Source organism: Nitritalea sp., from assembly GCF_054166705.1.
This window is the reverse complement of sequence record NZ_JBSZCV010000016.1, coordinates 1-18,829: the sequence shown is the minus strand read 5'-3', so window position 1 is coordinate 18,829 and position 18,829 is coordinate 1. Positions and strand designations below refer to the sequence as shown.

Annotated in this window: 15 protein-coding genes; 7 read left to right on the top strand and 8 right to left on the bottom strand. The window is 54.6% G+C overall.

Going from position 1 to position 18,829, the window contains the following annotated elements; genetic code table 11:
• Positions 1-4 precede the first annotated feature (4 nt).
• From lysS to lpxK, 7 genes are all read right to left on the bottom strand, one after another.
• On the bottom strand, positions 5-1,744 hold the full coding sequence (gene lysS / locus ACXIT9_RS12250; RefSeq protein WP_458056526.1) for a lysine--tRNA ligase: 1,740 nt from the start codon (positions 1,742-1,744) through the stop codon (positions 5-7).
• Positions 1,745-1,749: 5 nt separating this feature from the next.
• Positions 1,750-2,967 carry a proline dehydrogenase family protein gene (locus ACXIT9_RS12245; protein WP_458056525.1) on the bottom strand — a complete coding sequence of 406 codons (1,218 nt, stop codon included), beginning with the start codon at positions 2,965-2,967 and terminating at the stop codon, positions 1,750-1,752.
• Positions 2,968-3,276: 309 nt separating this feature from the next.
• Positions 3,277-4,566 (bottom strand): nucleotide sugar dehydrogenase, encoded by a 1,290-nt coding sequence (locus tag ACXIT9_RS12240; protein WP_458056524.1) that lies wholly within the window; start codon positions 4,564-4,566, stop codon positions 3,277-3,279.
• Between the two features lie 96 nt (positions 4,567-4,662).
• Positions 4,663-5,901: an ABC transporter permease gene (locus tag ACXIT9_RS12235; RefSeq protein ID WP_458056523.1), complete on the bottom strand. Its 1,239-nt coding sequence runs from the start codon at positions 5,899-5,901 to the stop codon at positions 4,663-4,665.
• A 139-nt stretch (positions 5,902-6,040) separates the two neighbouring features.
• On the bottom strand, positions 6,041-6,661 hold the full coding sequence (gene miaE, locus ACXIT9_RS12230; protein WP_458056522.1) for a tRNA isopentenyl-2-thiomethyl-A-37 hydroxylase MiaE: 621 nt from the start codon (positions 6,659-6,661) through the stop codon (positions 6,041-6,043).
• Positions 6,662-6,693: 32 nt separating this feature from the next.
• Complete coding sequence (locus ACXIT9_RS12225) at positions 6,694-8,682, bottom strand: putative porin (protein WP_458056521.1); 1,989 nt, start codon at positions 8,680-8,682, stop codon at positions 6,694-6,696.
• Entirely contained in the window at positions 8,669-9,742 is a 1,074-nt protein-coding gene (lpxK, locus tag ACXIT9_RS12220) for a tetraacyldisaccharide 4'-kinase (RefSeq protein ID WP_458056520.1), read from the bottom strand. The genes ACXIT9_RS12225 and lpxK overlap by 14 nt, the downstream gene beginning before the upstream one ends.
• Before the next feature lie 41 nt (positions 9,743-9,783).
• On the opposite strand from lpxK, the gene ACXIT9_RS12215 reads away from it, so the two are divergent.
• The 4 genes from ACXIT9_RS12215 to ACXIT9_RS12200 all read left to right on the top strand — a co-directional run bounded on the left by ACXIT9_RS12215 (position 9,784) and on the right by ACXIT9_RS12200 (position 13,728).
• The gene (locus ACXIT9_RS12215) at positions 9,784-10,887 is read left to right on the top strand and encodes a Nif3-like dinuclear metal center hexameric protein (protein ID WP_458056519.1); all 1,104 of its coding nucleotides are present in this window, start codon (positions 9,784-9,786) and stop codon (positions 10,885-10,887) included.
• 3 nt (positions 10,888-10,890) lie between these two features.
• A complete protein-coding gene (locus ACXIT9_RS12210; protein ID WP_458056518.1) occupies positions 10,891-11,664 on the top strand; it encodes a zinc ribbon domain-containing protein in 774 nt (257 codons plus the stop codon).
• A 194-nt stretch (positions 11,665-11,858) separates the two neighbouring features.
• Complete coding sequence (locus ACXIT9_RS12205) at positions 11,859-13,166, top strand: MFS transporter (protein ID WP_458056517.1); 1,308 nt, start codon at positions 11,859-11,861, stop codon at positions 13,164-13,166.
• Positions 13,167-13,248: 82 nt separating this feature from the next.
• Positions 13,249-13,728, top strand: a complete 480-nt coding sequence (locus ACXIT9_RS12200; protein WP_458056516.1) for a hypothetical protein — start codon at positions 13,249-13,251, stop codon at positions 13,726-13,728.
• Between the two features lie 170 nt (positions 13,729-13,898).
• On the opposite strand, the gene ACXIT9_RS12195 is transcribed toward ACXIT9_RS12200, so the two are convergent.
• Positions 13,899-14,519, bottom strand: coding sequence for a histidine phosphatase family protein (locus ACXIT9_RS12195; protein ID WP_458056515.1), 621 nt, complete (start codon positions 14,517-14,519; stop codon positions 13,899-13,901).
• Between the two features lie 51 nt (positions 14,520-14,570).
• Between ACXIT9_RS12195 and ACXIT9_RS12190 the strand changes: the two genes are divergently transcribed.
• From ACXIT9_RS12190 to menD, 3 genes are read left to right on the top strand one after another with little or no spacing between them, the layout of a single operon-like run.
• On the top strand, positions 14,571-14,993 hold the full coding sequence (locus tag ACXIT9_RS12190; protein WP_458056514.1) for a hotdog fold thioesterase: 423 nt from the start codon (positions 14,571-14,573) through the stop codon (positions 14,991-14,993).
• A gap of 1 nt (position 14,994) precedes the next feature.
• Positions 14,995-16,233: a chorismate-binding protein gene (locus ACXIT9_RS12185; RefSeq protein WP_458056513.1), complete on the top strand. Its 1,239-nt coding sequence runs from the start codon at positions 14,995-14,997 to the stop codon at positions 16,231-16,233.
• A gap of 18 nt (positions 16,234-16,251) precedes the next feature.
• On the top strand, positions 16,252-17,865 hold the full coding sequence (menD, locus tag ACXIT9_RS12180) for a 2-succinyl-5-enolpyruvyl-6-hydroxy-3-cyclohexene-1-carboxylic-acid synthase (RefSeq protein WP_458056512.1): 1,614 nt from the start codon (positions 16,252-16,254) through the stop codon (positions 17,863-17,865).
• Positions 17,866-18,829: the final 964 nt, after the last annotated feature.

Here is an 18,829-nt window from a genome sequence, read left to right as displayed (position 1 = left end):
TTCCTTAGGCCTGCTGACTGGCCGCTGCCGCTATCCAGCCCGCTACCTCCTCCTTAGAAGGATTGTCGACGCTGAGCTTCAACTTTTTCCGCATGCCGCAGCTATCATTAAAGAGCTTGTTCGGCTCCGCCTCAGCGATCTGCTGGAGGGTGTAGAGGTTCAGCTTGCGCAGCACGGGGATCAGCTCCGCGCGGACACCGATTTCCTGCAGCTGGGCATCGCTGGCCACTTCCACCTTTTTCTCCGGGCGCATCTGCGGGAAGAAAAGCACCTCCTGGATGGTGCTGTTATCGGTCAGCAACATGGTCAGACGGTCGATACCAATTCCCAAGCCGGATGTAGGCGGCATGCCATACTCCAGAGAGCGGAGGAAGTCCTCGTCCATGGCCATGGCCTCATCATCACCGCGCGCGGCCAGCTTAAGCTGCTCCTCGAAGCGCTCCCGCTGATCGATCGGATCGTTTAGCTCGGTGTAGGCATTAGCGATTTCCTTTCCGTTTACAAAAAGCTCAAAACGCTCCACCAAGCCGGGCTTGCTGCGGTGCTTTTTCGCCAGTGGCGTCATCTCGATCGGATAATCCGTGATATAGGTAGGCTGAATGAGGTGCGCCTCCACCTTCTCACCGAAGATTTCGTCGATCAACTTGCCGCGGCCCATGGTGTCGTCCACCTCGATGCCCATCTCACGACAGAGCGTGCGCAGGGCGGCTTCGTCCATTTCGGATACATCCACGCCGGCATATTCCTGAATGGATTCGTACATGCTGAGGCGACGGTAAGGGCCGGTAAAATCGATTTTTTTATCCCCCACAGACACGATCGCCGTGCCATGGATCTGTGTGCAGACCTTTTCTAGCAGATCCTCCACCATTTCCATCATCCAGATGTAGTCCTTATAGGCCACATAGATTTCCATGGAGGTAAATTCTGGGTTATGGGTGCGGTCCATGCCCTCATTACGGAACATCTTGCCGAACTCATACACCCCGTCGAAGCCCCCCACGATAAGGCGCTTCAGGTAGAGCTCATTTGCGATCCGCAGGAAAAGCGGCATGTCGAGCGTGTTATGGTGCGTCTGGAAGGGACGCGCCGCAGCCCCACCGTGAACGGCCTGTAAAATCGGTGTCTCCACCTCCAGCCAGCCATTCCCATCGAAGTAGGCCCGCATGCTGCTGATGATGCGAGAGCGTGTGATAAAGACCTTTTTCACCTCCGGGTTCACTGTCAGGTCCACGTACCGCTGGCGGTAGCGCAGCTCGGGGTCGGTGAAACCATCGTAGACATTGCCCTCCTCATCGCGCTTCACCACAGGAAGCGGCTTGACCGCCTTCGAAAGTACCGTCAGCTCGGTCACGTGCAGGGAGATCTCCCCTGTCTGGGTGGTGAACATATAGCCCTTCACCCCGATAAAGTCCCCGATGCCAAGTAATTTTTTAAACACCGTATTGTAGAGCGTCTTGTCCTCACCGGGGCAAATATCATCCCGGCGGATGTACAGCTGTAGCCGGCCGGAGCTATCCTGCAGCTCCGCGAAAGAGGCGGAACCCATGATGCGGCGGCTCATCAGGCGCCCTGCGATGGAAATGTTTTTGTAGTCATTTTTGCGGTTTTCATAGTTTTGGTGGATGTCTGCCGCGCTGACATTGATCGGAAAAGCCTCCGCCGGATAGGGATTAATCCCCAGCGCATAGAGGGCTTCACGGTCTTTTCTACGTTCGATTTCCTGTTCGCTCAGTAATTGCATATCGCTTATCGTTGGTTTGCAGCAGCCGGCTCCTTCTGGCTCCGCGCTGCCTTTCTTCTCGTTAATTCCTTTTTTATCAGCTCAAACTCCCGGCTGCTTTGACCCGCCACAGAGGTATTTTCCGCCGCCCGGCGCGAGAGATAAGGCATCACCTTCTCTACCGGCCCATAGGGCACATATTTGGCCACCCGGAAGCCCGCATGGGCCAGGTTAAAGCTGATCGTATCGCTCATGCCATAAAGCTGCGCAAAGTACACGCGCGCATCACCGGGCTCCAGCCCTTTTTCCAGCATCCACTCCGCCAGGAGCAGGTTGCTCTGTTCATTATGCGAGCCACTCACGAAATGTAGGCGCTCCACGCGGTCCAGACAGAAGCGCATGGCCTTATCGTAGTCGCGGTCAGAGTCGGCTTTCGTGGCCTGAATGGGGCTGGCATAGCCTTTTTTCGCCGCACGCTCGCGCTCCTTTTCCATGTAAGCGCCACGCACCAGCTTGGCACCGAGGTAATAGCCTCGCACTTCCGCCTGCGCATAGGCCGCTTCCAGGCGGGCATACATGTCGTGGCGGTACATCTGGTACGTATTGTACACGATGCAGTCCTGCTGGTTATAGCGCTCCATGGCGGCATAAGCCAGGGCGTCGATGCTATCCTGGAACCAGGATTCTTCAGCATCGATGAGGATTTTGGTCCGGGCTTTTTGCGCCGCGGCGCAAAGGGCATCTACGCGGGCCTCCATCCGGGCATAGGCCTCCTGCTCACTCGGGCTGAGGGCCTCTCCAGCCTGCTTTTTGATCATCAAGCGGTAGTCGCCCAGGCCAGTGACCTTAAAGACGGCAAAAGGGATGGCGGGGTCGCCGGCAGCACGTTCTACGGTGCGCATCACCTCACGGAAAGTGGCCTCGTAGCTGGCCTCATTCCCCTTGCCCTCCACCGAATAGTCGAGGATGGTGCCGATCCCAAAGTCTGCGAGCTCCTGAACTGTCCGCCCGCATTCTTCTATGGTCTCTCCCCCGCAGAAATGACCAAACATGGTTTGCTTCATCAGGCCTTTTATAGGCAAGCGCAGGGAAAAGCCCAAGTTGGCCAGCTTTATGCCCAACTTCGTAGCGGTATTATTGTTTATGGTCGCGAAAATTACGTACATCTTACGCAGCTCCGCGTCGGATTTCGCTTGGAAGGCGATTTCCAGATTCTCGAAAGTCAATTTGGGTTTGGACGTCATGCAGCTCTCATTCTGCCGCAAATATAGTGAATTTTCCTGCCGGCAGCTTGAAGATTTTTTGTGTCCTACCGTATTTTCTTTGGGTTTTTAGCGAAGAAGTCTCTCACCTCCCTTTGGTAGAAGGGCATTTTAGGGCGCACGGCATGCTCCGGCCTGCCCAAGTGGCGCTCAAATGTCTGCTGGCCGCTGCCTGCCGGCTGCTCCAAAAAAAAACCTTCCCCAGCTGCCTGTAAACAAGGAACTGGAGAAGGTTAAAAAAGACGGCTACACCGTTTTTACGAAGCGTACACTCCCGCAAAGCGGCTTCTTTTACAGACGGGCATCCACGCGATCTTTCGGTAACACTGCTTTCACGTCATAGATGACACGCTCCGGGCTGGTGCTCAGGTCCAGCTGCTCAAATTCCTTATGGGCGACAGCCAAAATGATAGCGGCATATGCGCTCAGGTCCGGCTTTTCGGTTACAAGCTCCAAGCCATACTCATGCGCTACTTCCTCGGCACTGGCGAGCGGATCGTAGACGTCCACCTGCATATCGAAGCGGCGCAGCTCTTCGTAAATATCGATCACGCGGGTGTTCCGCACATCGGGGCAGTTTTCTTTAAAGGTAAAACCTAGCAGCAGCACCTTGGCCTGTAGCACAGGCAGGTTTTTATGCATCATCTTTTTAATCACCTCCGTGGCCACATGCTTGCCCATGGAGTCGTTTAGCCGGCGTCCCGCCAAAATAATTTCCGGATGGTAGCCTACCTCTTGGGCCTTTTGGGCCAAATAATACGGGTCTACGCCGATGCAGTGTCCCCCCACTAAACCGGGACGGAAAGGCAGGAAGTTCCACTTGGTCCCGGCAGCCTCCAGCACCTCGTAGGTATCGATGTCGAGCAAGTTGAAGATCTTCGACAGCTCATTAACGAAGGCGATGTTAATGTCGCGCTGGGAGTTTTCGATGACTTTGGCCGCCTCAGCCACCTTAATACTAGAGGCCTTAAAGGTCCCCGCCGTGATGACGGATTTATAGAGTTCGTCGACGAAATCCGCCGCCTCCGGTGTGGAGCCGCTGGTGACTTTTAAGATTTTGGTGACGGTGTGCAACTTATCCCCTGGGTTGATACGCTCCGGGGAGTAGCCCACATAAAAGTCTTGGTTAAAGGTCATGCCGGAGATGGCCTCCAGGATCGGCACACATTCGTCTTCGGTCACGCCCGGATAGACGGTCGATTCGTAGATGACCACATCGCCTTTCTTGAGCAGTTTCCCTACCGTTTCGGAGGCTTTGATCATCGGGGTGAGCACCGGGCGGTTATGCTTGTCGGTAGGTGTAGGCACCGTGATCACATACACCTGGCAGTCCGCTAGGTCCTGAGGCGCATCGCTGACAAAGAGCCCTTTGGCCCCGGGGGCCTGCAGGAGTACCTGCTGCAAGTCGGCATCTTCTACTTCCAAGGTGGTGTCGCGCCCTGCGCGAAGTTCCTGAATGCGTTTTTGGTTGATATCAAGACCGATCGTCGGGTATTTTTCTGCGAAAGCTACAGCCAAAGGGAGGCCGACATAGCCAAGGCCTATAACGCCGACTTTGACTTGGTTCAATTGGAGTTCCATGCGAATGAAAAAGGTTAAAAATGAATGGTTTTAGAAAGGTTTGCTTGTGCAGGTAAAAGTAACACCAAAAAGGAAAATCCCCCACATAATTTTCGTTTATTCGTAGCGCAGCGACTCGATGGGATCCAGTTTACTGGCTTTGCGCGCAGGATAGTAACCAGAGAGTAGGCCTACGATCACGCAGATAACGAAGGCCGTAGCGATCCACACGGTGGGCACGATAAATCCTCCGGGGCCGATTTGGTTAGCTACGATATTCCCGATGCCGATGCCGATGAGTACGCCGAAAATCCCTCCCAGCACACAGATGACGATGGCCTCGATCAGGAACTGCTGGCGAATGCGGAGAGGCGTGGCGCCGAGGGCTTTGCGTATGCCGATTTCTCGGGTGCGCTCGGTGACGGTCACCATCATGATGTTCATCAGCCCGATGGAGGCGCCTAGAAGGGTGATAAAGCCGATGGTAAAACCACCCAGGCGCAGGTAGCCGGCCACCTCATTCAGGGATTCGGCCACGGACTGGCTTTTCGAAATTTCGAAGGAGTCGGAATCTCCGATGGCATCGCGCCTAATTTTACGCATCAGCCCGGTGGCCTGCCCCATTTCATAGTCCATACGCAGGGGGTCAGAGGCAGCAGCGGTGAGGCTGTAGCGGAAGGTGCCGCGTCGATCGAAGCGCATCCCATTTTCGAGTGGAATAAAAATCGCTCGATCCGGCCCGGGACCACCACCGATACCCCCTTGTTTTTCTAAAACCCCGATAACCGTATACGGAGAGCCGAAGAAGTTAACGCGCTGATTGAGCGGAGATTCATTGGGACCAAACAGAGCCTCTACCACATCCTGTCCGATGATGCAGACATTATTACCAAACTGCAGCTCCGCTGCGGAGAAGCCCCGGCCGTCGTCTACTTTTACCGCTTTTAAATCCAGGTAATTATCATCGATGGCCGTCACCCGGATATTTGGGTTTGTCTTTTCGGAGTTTCGCTTCACTTCTACCGCGCCAGAAACCGTGGTGTAGACGGTGGCCCTGCCTGTCTTATCGTAGTCTTCTTTAAAGGCCATCGCCTCCCGGTATTTGATGGGTGGATAGTAGCGTTCGGCTTTGCCCCCCTGCACCACCTGTACCCCGAATTTCGATTTGATGTCAAAATTGCTCGCCCCAAGGCCGGAAAAACTTTCCTCCACCTGGGCTTTGATCCCATCGATAGCCGTTAGCATGCCCACCAGAGAGGTGATGCCGATGGCGATGATGGCTCCTGTCAGCACAGTACGTAGGAGATTAGCCCGAACAGAACGTAGGGCAACTTTAATATTTTCGAGCAAATCCATAAATTGTTCGGTAATGAACGGTTTTCGGCAGATAAGCTACCGTTACTTGATTTCGGATATAAGTTTAGTGGATTCTGCTGAAAGAAAAAAACCCTTGAGGATTTTTAACGCATTTATTGTATGTATGGAGATTTCAGCCTCAGTGCATGCGGTCGCCGCGCACCTCCAGGCCGGCGATCACCTCAGCCTCATAAGCCAGCCATTCCTTCCAGCGCTGCTCCACGCGATCTGCATCGTACACCTGTCGGGCCAGCTGAATAAAGTTCACGTAATGGCCCGCCTCAGAAATCATGAGTTCATAATAAAAGCTTCTCAAATCCGGATCCGCCACCTCCTTACTCAGCAGCTTAAAGCGCTCACAGCTGCGGGCCTCGATGAGTGCATTGAGCATCAAATACTCCGAAAGCTGTGCCGCACGGCTGCCCCCCTTGCGCACAAAGCCCGCGAGGGCGGTAACATAATCGTCTTTGCGCGGGCGCCCCAAGCGAAAGCCCCGCTCCTTCAACTTCTCCATCACCCGCTCGAAATGTCCCCACTCCTCTGCTACCACGGGTGTGAGCACCTCCTCCACTTCGGGGAAGTCATGAAAGTTTATAATTAAGGAGATACAGGACGTGGCTGCCTTCTGCTCACAGTAGGCGTGGTCCACCAAAATATCCTCTAAAGACATCAGGGCCACATCCACCCAGCGTGGATCCGTAGGAAGTTGTAAGTGTAGCATCTGCTGCCGCGTCCGTTCTTGCCAATCTTGCGCTGCCATACTTGCTTGTTTTTTATTTAATCTACCTAAGTTTAATCGAATAAAGGCCAAGAGATGCCCAAGTCCAGAAATCCTCGCATGCCAGTATAGCCTGGCGTGACGAAATAACCCGGCTGCTCCATCATGTTCTGGTTGAGATGATTGTAGCGAAATAAGAGGCGCGTCCTGTTAATCCGTAGGTTCACGAAGGCGTCTACTACCGCATAAGCAAAGACATTAAAATCGTCCTGAAGGTGGAACTGCTGCAGAGCCGGGCTGTAGGCGTCGGCGAAATTATCGCTGCGGTAGCGGACCTCGAAGCCGATCTGAAGGAATAAGTTGTCGTCAAACAGCGGCGTATCGTAGTAAGTCCGGAAGTTGGCAAAAAGCTCTGGAATCCGGAAGTTGTCGGCCCCACCTCCTGTCAGCACCGTGTAGTAGCCCTCGACATCCATGTAAAACTTGCCGCCTAGATTCATGCCGGCCTTCAGCCCAGGAATCAGCATCACCGCCTCCCCTGTTGCCTGCCGTGCCTGCTGCTCCTGATCGAAAAACACGAAATTACTCACCCGCCGCAGCGTGAGGTTGGGCCGTAGACTGAAGCGCTTAAAATCGGCTTTCAACACCCCCTTTACCTGATCCACCTGTATGTTGCTGAAATCATTCACCCAGCGATGATGATTGCCGCGGAAAATCAACTGTTGGGCCGTCGGCCGATAGCGTGCGCTGGTATAGCTGGCCTCTAAAAAGGGGCTGATAAACAGGCCGTGCAGCCGGTAGGCCTCCGGAAAGAGATACTCCCCCTCCGCCTCGAAACGCCACTTCTCACTCAGCTCCCCGCGGAGCATGCCTCCCACCGAAAGCTCATTAAAACGGAAAGGGTCTAGCTGAAAATTGCCATTCGCCTGTCCGAAACGAAATTTGCCGAAGGCAGTATAAAAAAGCGGGCCAATGTCCCCTTTCACCCCAAACTCATTCGTCCAGGCCACGAAGCGATTAAAATTTAGCGTGCTATCCGCGCGGTTAAAGCGCTCCGGATGAAAGCGATCGAAAAAGACCCGTTCCTGGGGCGTGGTCAGCGGCGCTGCGAAGAACACCTCCTGCTTTCTGCGGTCGAAAGAATGGTAGACCTGCTGGTCCTGCAGCAACTCATACTGATGGAAGAGCTTGACCTCCTGGCGTAGGTCCGTGGCTTGAGCTTGGCGCAGCCACACCTGAGCATCCTCATAGGCGAAAGGAAGGCTCGTGCTGTCCACCGCCTGTGGGATGATGCCCCCCTGCTCATTCACCAGGTGCCGCACGCGGGTAAAGCTGGCCAGCAAGAGGTATTTGCCATCCTCAGAGGTATAGTTGGTATTGAAGCCATAGGAATTTTGGACCGTCTGATGGTCGTCGCGATTTCGCGGGTTGAGCGTCCGTCGGGAACGGATGGTATGGAAGACCAGGCCCACATTCCAGCGCTCGTTTACATTACGGGCGAAGGCCAGGTCCAGCATATTGCGGTGGCCACCGCCAAAGTACACGTTCATATCCGTAAACGGCGACTTGGTATCGTAGTAGCGCACCGAGTCCACGGAGTGCATGTACAGGTCATAAACATGAAAGCCAGAGGTCAGCCCGATCATCTGGGGGGCCTCATAAAAAATGGGCTTGGCGGCCGTGCCGATATTGCCCAGGTCCTGGTATTTCCAGCCACTGCGCGCGACGGGCTCATAGTAGTGGAAGCCAGTCAGGAGGGTGTCCACTTCGTGCAATTTTTTTCGGTTTCGACGAATGTCCTTTTCGAAAAAATGCAGGGCCGTTTTCGGGCCGAAGACCATTTTTGTGGAGTCGTCGATGAGTTTTTTACCGCGGCCGCCCTGCTCCTGCTGCACCTCTCCCTCCTGCTGGGGTGGGGGCTGCAGCATGGGATCGCGCCGATTCGGGGCCACGCCGGACCCACCTACCTGCGCCTGAAGGCCTTCCCCAAGCAAGCAGAAAAGGACCAGTAGGAGGCCGAAAGCAGCACGAAAAAGCCTGCGCACACGCTTATCTGAAAGCATCGGGAGATTGAAAAAAAGCCTGTAGGCGGGTAAATACATGTGTTTCTAAGCTATCGCGATCGGTATCACTCATGTGCATGGCCATGGGCTGCGCAAAAATCGGAAATTCTGCCAAGAATTCCGCATGTGCGGGGGCTTTAAGTTTGACGGCATCCTTTTCGGTGCAGACAAGCGCTACCCCAGGATGCGCTGCCGCCGCCCTACGCAGGCCTGCGATCTGATCTGCCCCATAACGCACATGATCCGGAAATCGTATGCGCTCCAGCACCTGAAAGTGGCTACTCAGCTCGGCATAGAGCGCCTCGTCGGAGGCCAGGCCACTGAACAGCAGGATGGGAGCTCCCGGTGCCAGTTCCTGCTTTGGGCTGCCGCCCAAAAGATAAGGCTTGCCATATACGATGTGCGAAAAGAGCACCGGCACCCCGGGAGCGTAGGCGGCACAGGCCTCCCGGTAGCGGGCCTTTTCTCTGTCACTGAGGGTTTCGGGGCACTTGGTCACCAGCACACAGGTGGCCCGGGCAGCTGCCGTCCGCGGCTCACGCAGCCAACCAGCCGGCAGCACCTGATCCTGAAAAAAGGGCGCCGAATAGGTGCTCAGCAGCAAGTTGACCTGCCGGTCTACATAGCGGTGCTGAAAGGCATCGTCCAGCAGGATCACCTCGGTTTCGGGATGCTCCGCCAGCAGCAGCGGGATGGCTTCCACGCGGCGCTCCCCGACGACCACCGGCACGCGTCCCCCATGCTTTTGGTAGAGCAGGGCCGGCTCATCCCCTAGCTCCTCTGCCGTGCTGGAGCTTTGCGCCATGCGCACCCCTTTCGTCTTACGGCCATAGCCGCGACTCACCACGGCGACCGCATACTGCTCCTGGAGCAGCGCGATGAGCCAGTCTACCGCAGGCGTTTTTCCAGTGCCCCCGACGGAGAGGTTGCCCACCGATATGCAAGCCCGGTCGAAGCGGACGATTTTTTTCTGCCCCGTCTCGAAGAGGTGCTGCCGAAAGCGCATGGCAGCCCCATAGAGGCATGCAAAAGGAAAAGCCACATACTGGTACCATTTCATGCGAAAATGTTTAATTTTGGGACAAAACTAAGGAAAAAACCATGGGATACCTGATTCGAGAGCTGCTTTCTGAGCTAGAAACGCTGGCACCACTCGCCTATCAAGAAAGTTACGATAACGCAGGCCTGATCGTAGGGGATGCTGAAGCGGAAGTTCAGGGCGTGCTCTGTGCACTCGATGTAACCGAAGAGGTGGTGGAAGAGGCCATACAACTGGGCTGTAACCTGATCGTAGCGCATCACCCGATCGTTTTTAAGGGCTTAAAAAAACTTACCGGCGCTAGCTATGTAGAGCGCACCGTCTTGAAGGCCATCCGAGCAGATGTGGCCATTTATGCGATCCATACCAACTTAGACGCGGTGCAGGAAGGGGTAAATGGTGGGCTCTTGGCCCGCCTCGGGGTGGAAAAAGGGCGTATTTTAGCCCCTAAAGGCCAGCAGCTCTTGAAATTAGTCACCTTCGTGCCCCATGCCCACCGAGAGGCCGTTTCGGAAGCCCTTTTTCAGGCCGGTGCCGGCCAAATGGGAGGCTATTCGGGATGCAGTTTTTACAGCGAAGGCACCGGCACCTTTACAGGAGGTGCGGACACCCAGGCCTTTGTGGGCCTAAAAGGACAGCCCCACAGGGAGCCGGAAAGCAGGCTAGAGGTACTGCTCCCCCGGCATCGGCAGTCCGCCGTGCTGCGCGCCTTGCTGCAGGCACATCCGTACGAGGAGGTGGCCTATGACCTGCTGGCCCTGGAAAACCGCTTCCAAGAGGTGGGCTCCGGCATGGTCGGAGAGCTGGCAGAGCCGATGGAGCCGCTCGCCTTTTTCGCAGAGATGAAAAAGCGGCTCGCTTTACACACCTTTAAGTACACAGCCCTGCCGGTGGGAAAGAAAATTCGGCGCGTGGCCGTCTGTGGGGGCAGCGGAATCTTTTTATTGGGCGCCGCCAAAGCCGCTGGTGCAGACATCTTTATCACCTCTGACATCAAGTACCACGAATTCTTCGATGCCGATAAACAGCTGATTTTATGCGATATAGGGCATTATGAGTCGGAAGTCCATACAAAAGAACTTTTAAAGACGTTTATTTCGAAAAAATTCCCTAATATTGCACTCTATTTGACTTCAGTCCTTACTAATCCCATAACATACTTCTAGTACATGGAAAGTACCGTTGCACAGAAACTCGAGGCCCTACACAGCCTGCAGACCATAGATTCCAAGCTTGACGCCATCTTAAAAATTCGCGGAGCCCTGCCAGAGGAAGTGCAGGACCTAGAGGATGAAATCATCGGATACCAGACGCGCCTGGATAAATTTCAACAGGAAACACAAGAGTTGGAAGCCGAAATCAAGCGTTTTAAGGAGTCGATAAAAGAGTCTGAGAAGCTGATCAAAAAATACCAAGAGCAGCAGATGAACGTGCGGAACAACCGCGAATACGATGCCATCACGAAGGAGCTGGAGCTTCAGGATTTGGAAATTAAAGTTTCCAAAAAGAAAATCACCGAGTGCCAGATGAAAATCGAAAACAAGCGCGTTGATGTAGATCAGTTGAAAGGAGTCATGGACGAGCGCCAGAAGGATCTGGACTCCAAAAAGCAGGAGCTGAACACTATCGTTGCAGAAAGTGAAAGCGAAGAGGCGAAGCTTCGCGCCGATCGGGAAAAAGCCTCCGCTAAAATCGAGGCACGTTTACTCAAGTCCTATAATAAAATTCGCACAAACGCTAAAAATGGCCTTGCCGTCGTGTACGTCAAGCGTGATGCCTGCGGTGGCTGCTTTAACATCGTTCCCCCACAGCGCCAAGCCGACATTCGAGAGCGAAAAAAGTTAATCGTTTGCGAGCATTGTGGCAGGATTTTAGCGGGTGTGGAAGATATCGTAGAAGAGGAGGCGACTCCGAAGAAAAAGCGTTCGCGTACCGCTTCCTAAGGGAAAAAAGCGCGCACTAAAGAAACACACCTACTTAATACATGAGGGGTTTCCCTCCGACCAAGCTCCACCCGGGCTTGGTCTTTTTTTTGGCTTTCAGCAGCCTACAAATGACCAAATTGCAGTATATTCGAAGATAAAATCAGGTAATCGTCCCCTCTTTTTGTTTTTTTTGATTTCCAACATGCTTTCCCATGCAGCCAAGCCCTGAAGTACAAGAGCGCCTCTACCGTTTTCTCACCGATGAGGGGGAGGAGCGCTCCTGTGAGGCCATTTCCGAAGCCGCCTGCCAGGAAAGCCCCGGTAATTTCTTGGCCTCCATCCTAAGTGGCGCCTGCTCGAAAGTAGCCGAGCAGATCGCTAGCCCCGGCACCACGCTTCCCTATTTGCTAGCCAGCATCGGAGCGCCCGCCGCCTTCAGTGGCGCCCTGGTCCCGATAAAAGATGCCGGATCCCTCCTCCCCCAGCTTTTTGTGGCCGCCAAAATCCGGGCATTCGCAAGACGCAAGTATTTTTGGCTCGTCCCTTCCTTCTTGCAGGGCCTGCTCCTGCTGCTGATGGCCTGGAGCATCGCCACACTAACCGGCACCGCCGCGGGGCTTAGCGTGCTCGGGCTGCTGTTGCTCTACAGCATCTGCAGCGGCGTGGCCAGCATCGCCTTTAAAGATGTTACAGCCAAAACTATTTCGAAAGGTAAGCGCGGACAGCTTCTCGCCTGGCGCAGCAGCTTGGGAAGTCTCCTCAGCCTCCCCATCGGCCTCTACCTGATGCGCGACCTGGGCGAGGACAGTGACAGCTCCCTCTTCGTGTACCTCCTGATCGCCGCAGCCGCCTGCTGGTTCCTCTCCGTACTCGCCTTTTCCCGCATAAACGAGGCCCCAGGCGCAAACGCAGGAGGGCGTAAGCCCATGGAAGAGGCGCGCAAAGCCTGGAAATTTTGGCAGGAAGATGCAGACCTACGTCGCTTCATCTATACCCGCGGGCTCCTGATGGCCATTCCGCTAGCCCAACCTTTCTTCGTCTTGCTGGGCAAGGAAACCCTCGGCGGCGGTGTGGCGGACCTCGGCCTCCTGGTGGTAGCGGCAGGAATCGCTGGCATCCTCAGCAGCCCTTTCTGGGGACGCTTCGCCGATCGGGATGCCAAAGCCCTCATTCGCGGCATCAGCCTGCTGGGCATTGCCTGCATTTTACTGATGATCAGCTTCCCCTTTTGGCCGGAGGCCCTCCAGAACCGCTACACCTTCAGCGCCCTCTTCCTCAGCCTGGTCATGACCCATGGGGGTGCGCGGCTGAGCCGCAAAACCTATCTGGTCGACTTCGCCCCGGAGCAGGAGCGTCCCTCTTATGTGGCCCTTTCGAATACGTTGATCGGTGCCTTTACCTTAGTGGCGGCAGCTCTGGGGACGCTGGCCTCCGTCTTTTCGGTCTCCGTGATGCTGGCCATCTACGCGCTACTGCTGGGGCTGGCCTTTCTGCTGGCAGGCAAACTACGCGAGGTATAAAGCACGCGCTGTAAAACAAGAAAGCGTTTTCATCGTTCCCTAGATACTTGGACAAGTCAAAAATTCCCTGTACCTTTTCTCCATGAAAATCAGTTGCTTCCCCCTTTATGCTTTCGCCCTGCTGCTGACCTGGGGCCTCCCGGCCCAAGGCGCTGCCGCCAGCCCCGGAGAAGGATTCACTCCCGGCTCCAGCATGCGGTCCCCCGAAGGAGAAGGCAAGCGTTTTATGATTTTGCTCGATGAAGAAAAGCTAAAAGCCTATAAAAGCAGCCCCACCTACGTGGAGCTGAGCCTGACGAATATTTTTAAGACGAAGGCCTACAAGGGAAATTCGGCCCCCGTTATCTTTGTGGACATTCCACACAGCAGCGTGACGGCCGAGCAGCTCCAGCATTTTATCATCCGCGTAAATTCCCGAACGGTGCTCCCCTTACAAGACATCGCTGAGGCCATCATCGACATGACGGAAAACAGCCAGCAGTTTGAGGCCATCCGCCGCCAGCTGTTGGCACCAAACCCTACGAAGCCGAAGGACAAAGAATCCCGCGGCGGTATCCTGTAAAACATTTGCTGCTTTTCCTCACTTGCCTCTCATGCACAGTAACTGTTTCGCACCATGCCCGTATTCCGCATGTCCCTGTGGGCATTAGGGGGTGGCAAAAATGATCCCCACTACCCACCTCCTCTTGAAGCAATCGCTGACGTAAATCTTGTCGAAAGGCACGGGAACCTCTACATCGGCGCTTCGTTGGAGCGTTCGATGGTAAAAGGCCCCGTATCAGCATCTCGGCTCAACACGTACAAGCCGAGATTCTGATGGGGATATTGATCCATCTCGGCCAGGTCTGTTGCACACAGCAGGCTGAGCGCCATCCGGATGGCGCGGCCATGCATGCATACCAAAACCAGGCGTTCCTGTTCCCGCTCAGGAGCAAGGATGTGGGCGAAGCCTTTGCGCAGACGCGCCACCACCTGATTCGGACTTTCACCCCCCGCTATGGCATGGTCTAAATCCCCTGCCGCCCAGCGCGCTAACATGTCAAAATAATACTGGTTCTGCTCGGGAGTCATCGGCAGCCCTTCGTAGTCGCCCCAAGAGATCTCGTTCAGCTCCGCCAGGGACTCCACCGGGATGCCCTGCTCGATAAAGGAGGCCACCGACTGCCGCGTACGCTGCAAGGCACTGACGTAAATCTTGTCGAAAGGCACGGCCTCATGGCGCTGAAAAAATGCATCCGCCTGCGCACGCCCCCGCGCGTTTAGGGGCGCATCGATACCACTGCCCTGCACGACGCCACGTAAATTATAGTCCGTCTGCCCATGGCGGATCAGGTAAATTTTTTTACTGCTCACAATTCTGTATTTTTGAACGAAATCAAAAGTAAGCCCTTTTACCCAAATATCATGACCTTTCGCGAAGGAATCACGCTGGACCAACTGAATACCTGGGGGACCAACACCATGACCGAGCATCTCGGCATCCGCATCACCGAAATCGGAAAGGATACCCTGACGGCCACCATGCCCGTAGACCATAGAACCAAACAGCCGTTGGGCTTGTTACATGGAGGGGCGAATGTGGTGCTGGCAGAGACCTTAGGCTCTGTGGCCGGTAATTTGATGGTAGACCCAAAAAAACAGCACTGTGTGGGCCTAGAAATCAACGCCAACCACCTGAAATCCGTTAGATCAGGGGAAGTAACGGGCGTCTGCAGTCCGATTCACTTGGGCAAGAAGACACAAGTTTGGGAAATTAAAATCTTTACGCCGGAAGGAGACCTTTCCTGTATCAGCAGGATCACCCTGGCAGTTATCGATAAAAAATAGTATGCAAAGTACCCTCTACGCGCAGGAAACGGCACTGGAACAAGTCTTAGACGGCCTGATCCAAAACGCCCTTTTACATGGCAAAGCATTTGCGCTTTGGCGGCAGCCAAAAACGACTACGCTCCATTTTCTAGCCGACGACTCAGGTGAGCTCAAGCGTGTGCAGGTTGATTTAGAGCAGCTACCGACCGGTTTTATCGCCCACCCTTTTGCTGATCAGGCAGATGAAAAAGCCTATTTTATCGCTGCCGATGTGCATGAGACCTTTTCTTTAGAGCGGGACTTTTGCGCCTGGCCCGAACAGGAGGGAGCGGCTGCAGCCCCCCCCAAGCAGCTACTCCCCTGGCGTCAAATAGCCCCTCTGTTAGCGGCACTCCAGCCGAAAGGCAGCCCTCCGGCGGAGCCACTTTCACTTTTACAAGAAGAAGAAAAGCAGCGGCAGCACTTTTTGCAGACCGTGGAGGCGGCCATCGCGGCGATTCAGCGGGGAGAGCTGCGCAAGGTGGTTCCCGCCAGAACCAAGCAGCTGCCTTTACACGATCAGTTTAGTCCAGCTAGGGCCCTGTTAGCCTTGGCGGCGGCCTATCCGAATGCTTTTGTGAATTTCTTTCACCTCCCGCAGGTGGGCACCTGGCTGGGCGCTTCGCCAGAGACGCTGGTGCGAACGCGCGGGGCGCAATTTTACACCATGTCGCTGGCAGGCACGCAGGTGGCTTCTGAAAAAGATCCTCTCAAGCATGCCGCCTGGACCCAAAAGGAAATTGAGGAGCAGGCGCTCGTCAGCCGTTATATCGTAGACTGTTTTAAGAAAATTCGGCTCCGTGAGTATGAAGAAGTGGGCCCGAAGACCGTGGTGGCGGGACATCTCCTGCACCTGCGCTCCGACTTTTTCGTGGACATGGAGGCGACTAATTTCCCCCAGCTGGGCTCGGTGATGCTGAAGCTCTTGCACCCCACTTCGGCGGTGTGTGGCATGCCACGAGAGGCGGCGCATCGCTTTTTAGCGCGCCATGAGCAGCTCGACCGCAGCTTATTCGCCGGCTATGTGGGGCCAGTTCATGTGCAGGGCGAGAGCAGCCTCTATGTGAATTTGCGCACCGCGCGCCTGATCCCCGAGGGGGCGCTGCTCTTCGCAGGCGCTGGTGTCACCGAAGATTCAGACCCCGAAAAAGAATGGCGGGAGACCGAAATGAAATGCGCCATCATCGCACGCCACCTCCATCCCGCCCCGCAAGCTTAAGCCCTGACACTATCGCCCATGAACTTACAGCCTATCGCTGATCTGGTCAGCCTCTGTGCCGCCAAAGGCATAAAAGATGCCATTCTCTCGCCAGGGAGTCGCTGTGCCCCCCTGAGCTTGGCCTTCGTGCGTCATCCCGACATCCATACACGTACCCTTTCCGATGAGCGGAGCGCAGCCTTTGTGGCTTTGGGCATCGCCCTGGAGACCCGCCGCCCTGTAGTGCTGGTCTGCACCTCCGGATCCGCGGCCTATAACTATGCCCCAGCGGTGGCGGAGGCGTTTTTCCAACAAATTCCTCTATTGATATTAACGGCAGACCGGCCGCCGGAGTGGATCGACCAGTGGGATGGGCAGACGATCCATCAGCAAAACCTCTATGGAAGCCATGTGAAGGCCGCGTATCAGTTTCCGGATTCCTTTACGCATGCGGACCAGGCCTGGTACGGGCGCCGGCAGGTGACAGAGGCCTTGCAGCTGGCGAAAGCCTTTCCTCCAGGGCCTGTACACATCAATATCCCGCTGCGGGAGCCCTTTTACCCTGATGCCACACATGGCTTTGACTTTCGGGTGCCACAGGTGCCGGCCCTAAGCCTGCGGGGACAGCTAGACCTCTGCCCAGAGGATCGGGAGCGGCTAAAAGGGACCTTGCAGGAGGCGAGACGCATCTTGATCGTTCCTGGCCAGCAGGCGCCGAACAGTGCCTTAGCCGGGCTGTTGGAGGAAATTGCGGCGAGCCGCAAAGCCCTCGTCGTGGCGGACAGCATTTCCAATATGCAGGTACCCCATGCGCTTACCTTGCACGATCATTTTATGGAGGAGTTAGGTCCAGAAGAGGCGCCGGATCTCTTGATCACCTTCGGTAAGTCGATTATATCGAAGAAATTGAAACTTTTCTTTCGTGCCGCCACCTGCCCGCACTGGCATGTGCAAGAAGCCGGCTATGTACCTGACACATTCCAGTCCTTACAGGTGCAGGTCCCCTGTCATCCTGCGGCCTTTTTGCGGTTTTTTGTTGCCCAGCGTTCCCCACAGCCGGAAGACACCTTTTCTTCTTGGCGAGCATTAGAGGCGCGTTATCGGGAAAAAATTATGAGGGACATGGCCCAAAAGCCTTTTGGGGAGTGGCGAGCCATTTACAGCACCATGGCATGCCTGCCCCGTGGAACGAAGGTGCATGCCGCGAACAGCATGGCGGTGCGCTATGTGAACCTATGCGGCCGTATTTCTGCGGAGGTATATTGCAATCGGGGCACGAGCGGCATCGATGGCAGTTCGAGTACGGCGGTGGGGGCTGCATTTTCGACCAAAGACACCGTGCTTTTGGTGACGGGAGATTTGGCTTTCTTTTACGATCGCAATGCCTTTTGGCATAATTATCCTATGCCGAATTTGCGCATTTTGCTTTTAAACAACCATGGAGGCGAGATTTTCAGAAAAATCAAGGGCCCAAGTGCGCAGCCAGAGTTGGAGGAGTATTTCGTCACCAAGCAGCGGTTGAATGCGCGTTTATTGTGTGAGGAATTTGGTTTTCAGTATTTGCCGGTTCAGGATGAGGCGGCTTTAGAAGAAGCGCTAACCGTTTTTTTCAAGCCCTCTTTTAAGCCTAAGCTCATCGAGGTATTGGTTTAAATTCATCAGCACACAGCCGCCTGTCCATGTGCGGGCGTTCCGTTTGATATAAAAAGGTAAATACCCGGAATTTCGGGCGGCCGTGATAGACGAAATTGTATATGCCCACACACGTAGGGGCGGCCCTGGCGGCCGCCCTTTGCGACGAATACCCATACCCACGATTTTCCAAACCCGCGTACATACAAAACCCGTCATGCATCGACATCCCCAAAAATAACGCACCCACATTTTTCGATTATCGCGGTAAATGAAATGGTTTATCCCAATTGTATATACCGGAAAATCGTGCGAACGCAATATATGAAATTGTATATGCCCGATAATACGGGCGACCGCCAGGGTCGCCCCTACCGGATTCCCATTTCGACGATTGTCCATTTCGATGGTTACCCATTTCGGCGATTGTCCTAATCCCCGAACACACCGTGATCAACAGATCTACAGAAATCCACCAAATTTCCGAATCCAAAAAGAAACCAAACGATCATAATCGAACAGTAAAAAGAAAGAAAACGAAACCAAACGAAAGCGAAAATCCCAAAAATAGAAAGAAAACGAAACCAAACGATCAAAAACGAACATATTCAACCCGAAAAATCGGCCGCCGCGATGTATTAAATTGTATATGCCCAGACACGTAGGGGCGGTCGCCATATATGAAATTGTATATGCCCGATAATACGGGCGACCGCAATATATGAAATTGTATATGCCCAATAATCAGGGCGACCGCCAGGGTCGCCCCTACCGGATACGCATTTCGACGATTGTCCATTTCGATGGTTACCCGTTTCGGCAATTGTCCATTTCGACGATTGTCCATTTCGACGGTTACCCGTTTCGACGATTGTCCATACCGATGGTTACCCAAACCAACGATTTTCCAAAAAACCCTACGCATAAAAAAAAGCCCTTCGGATTTCTCCAAAGGGCTTCAGTGATGAGGCGGCGACCTACTCTC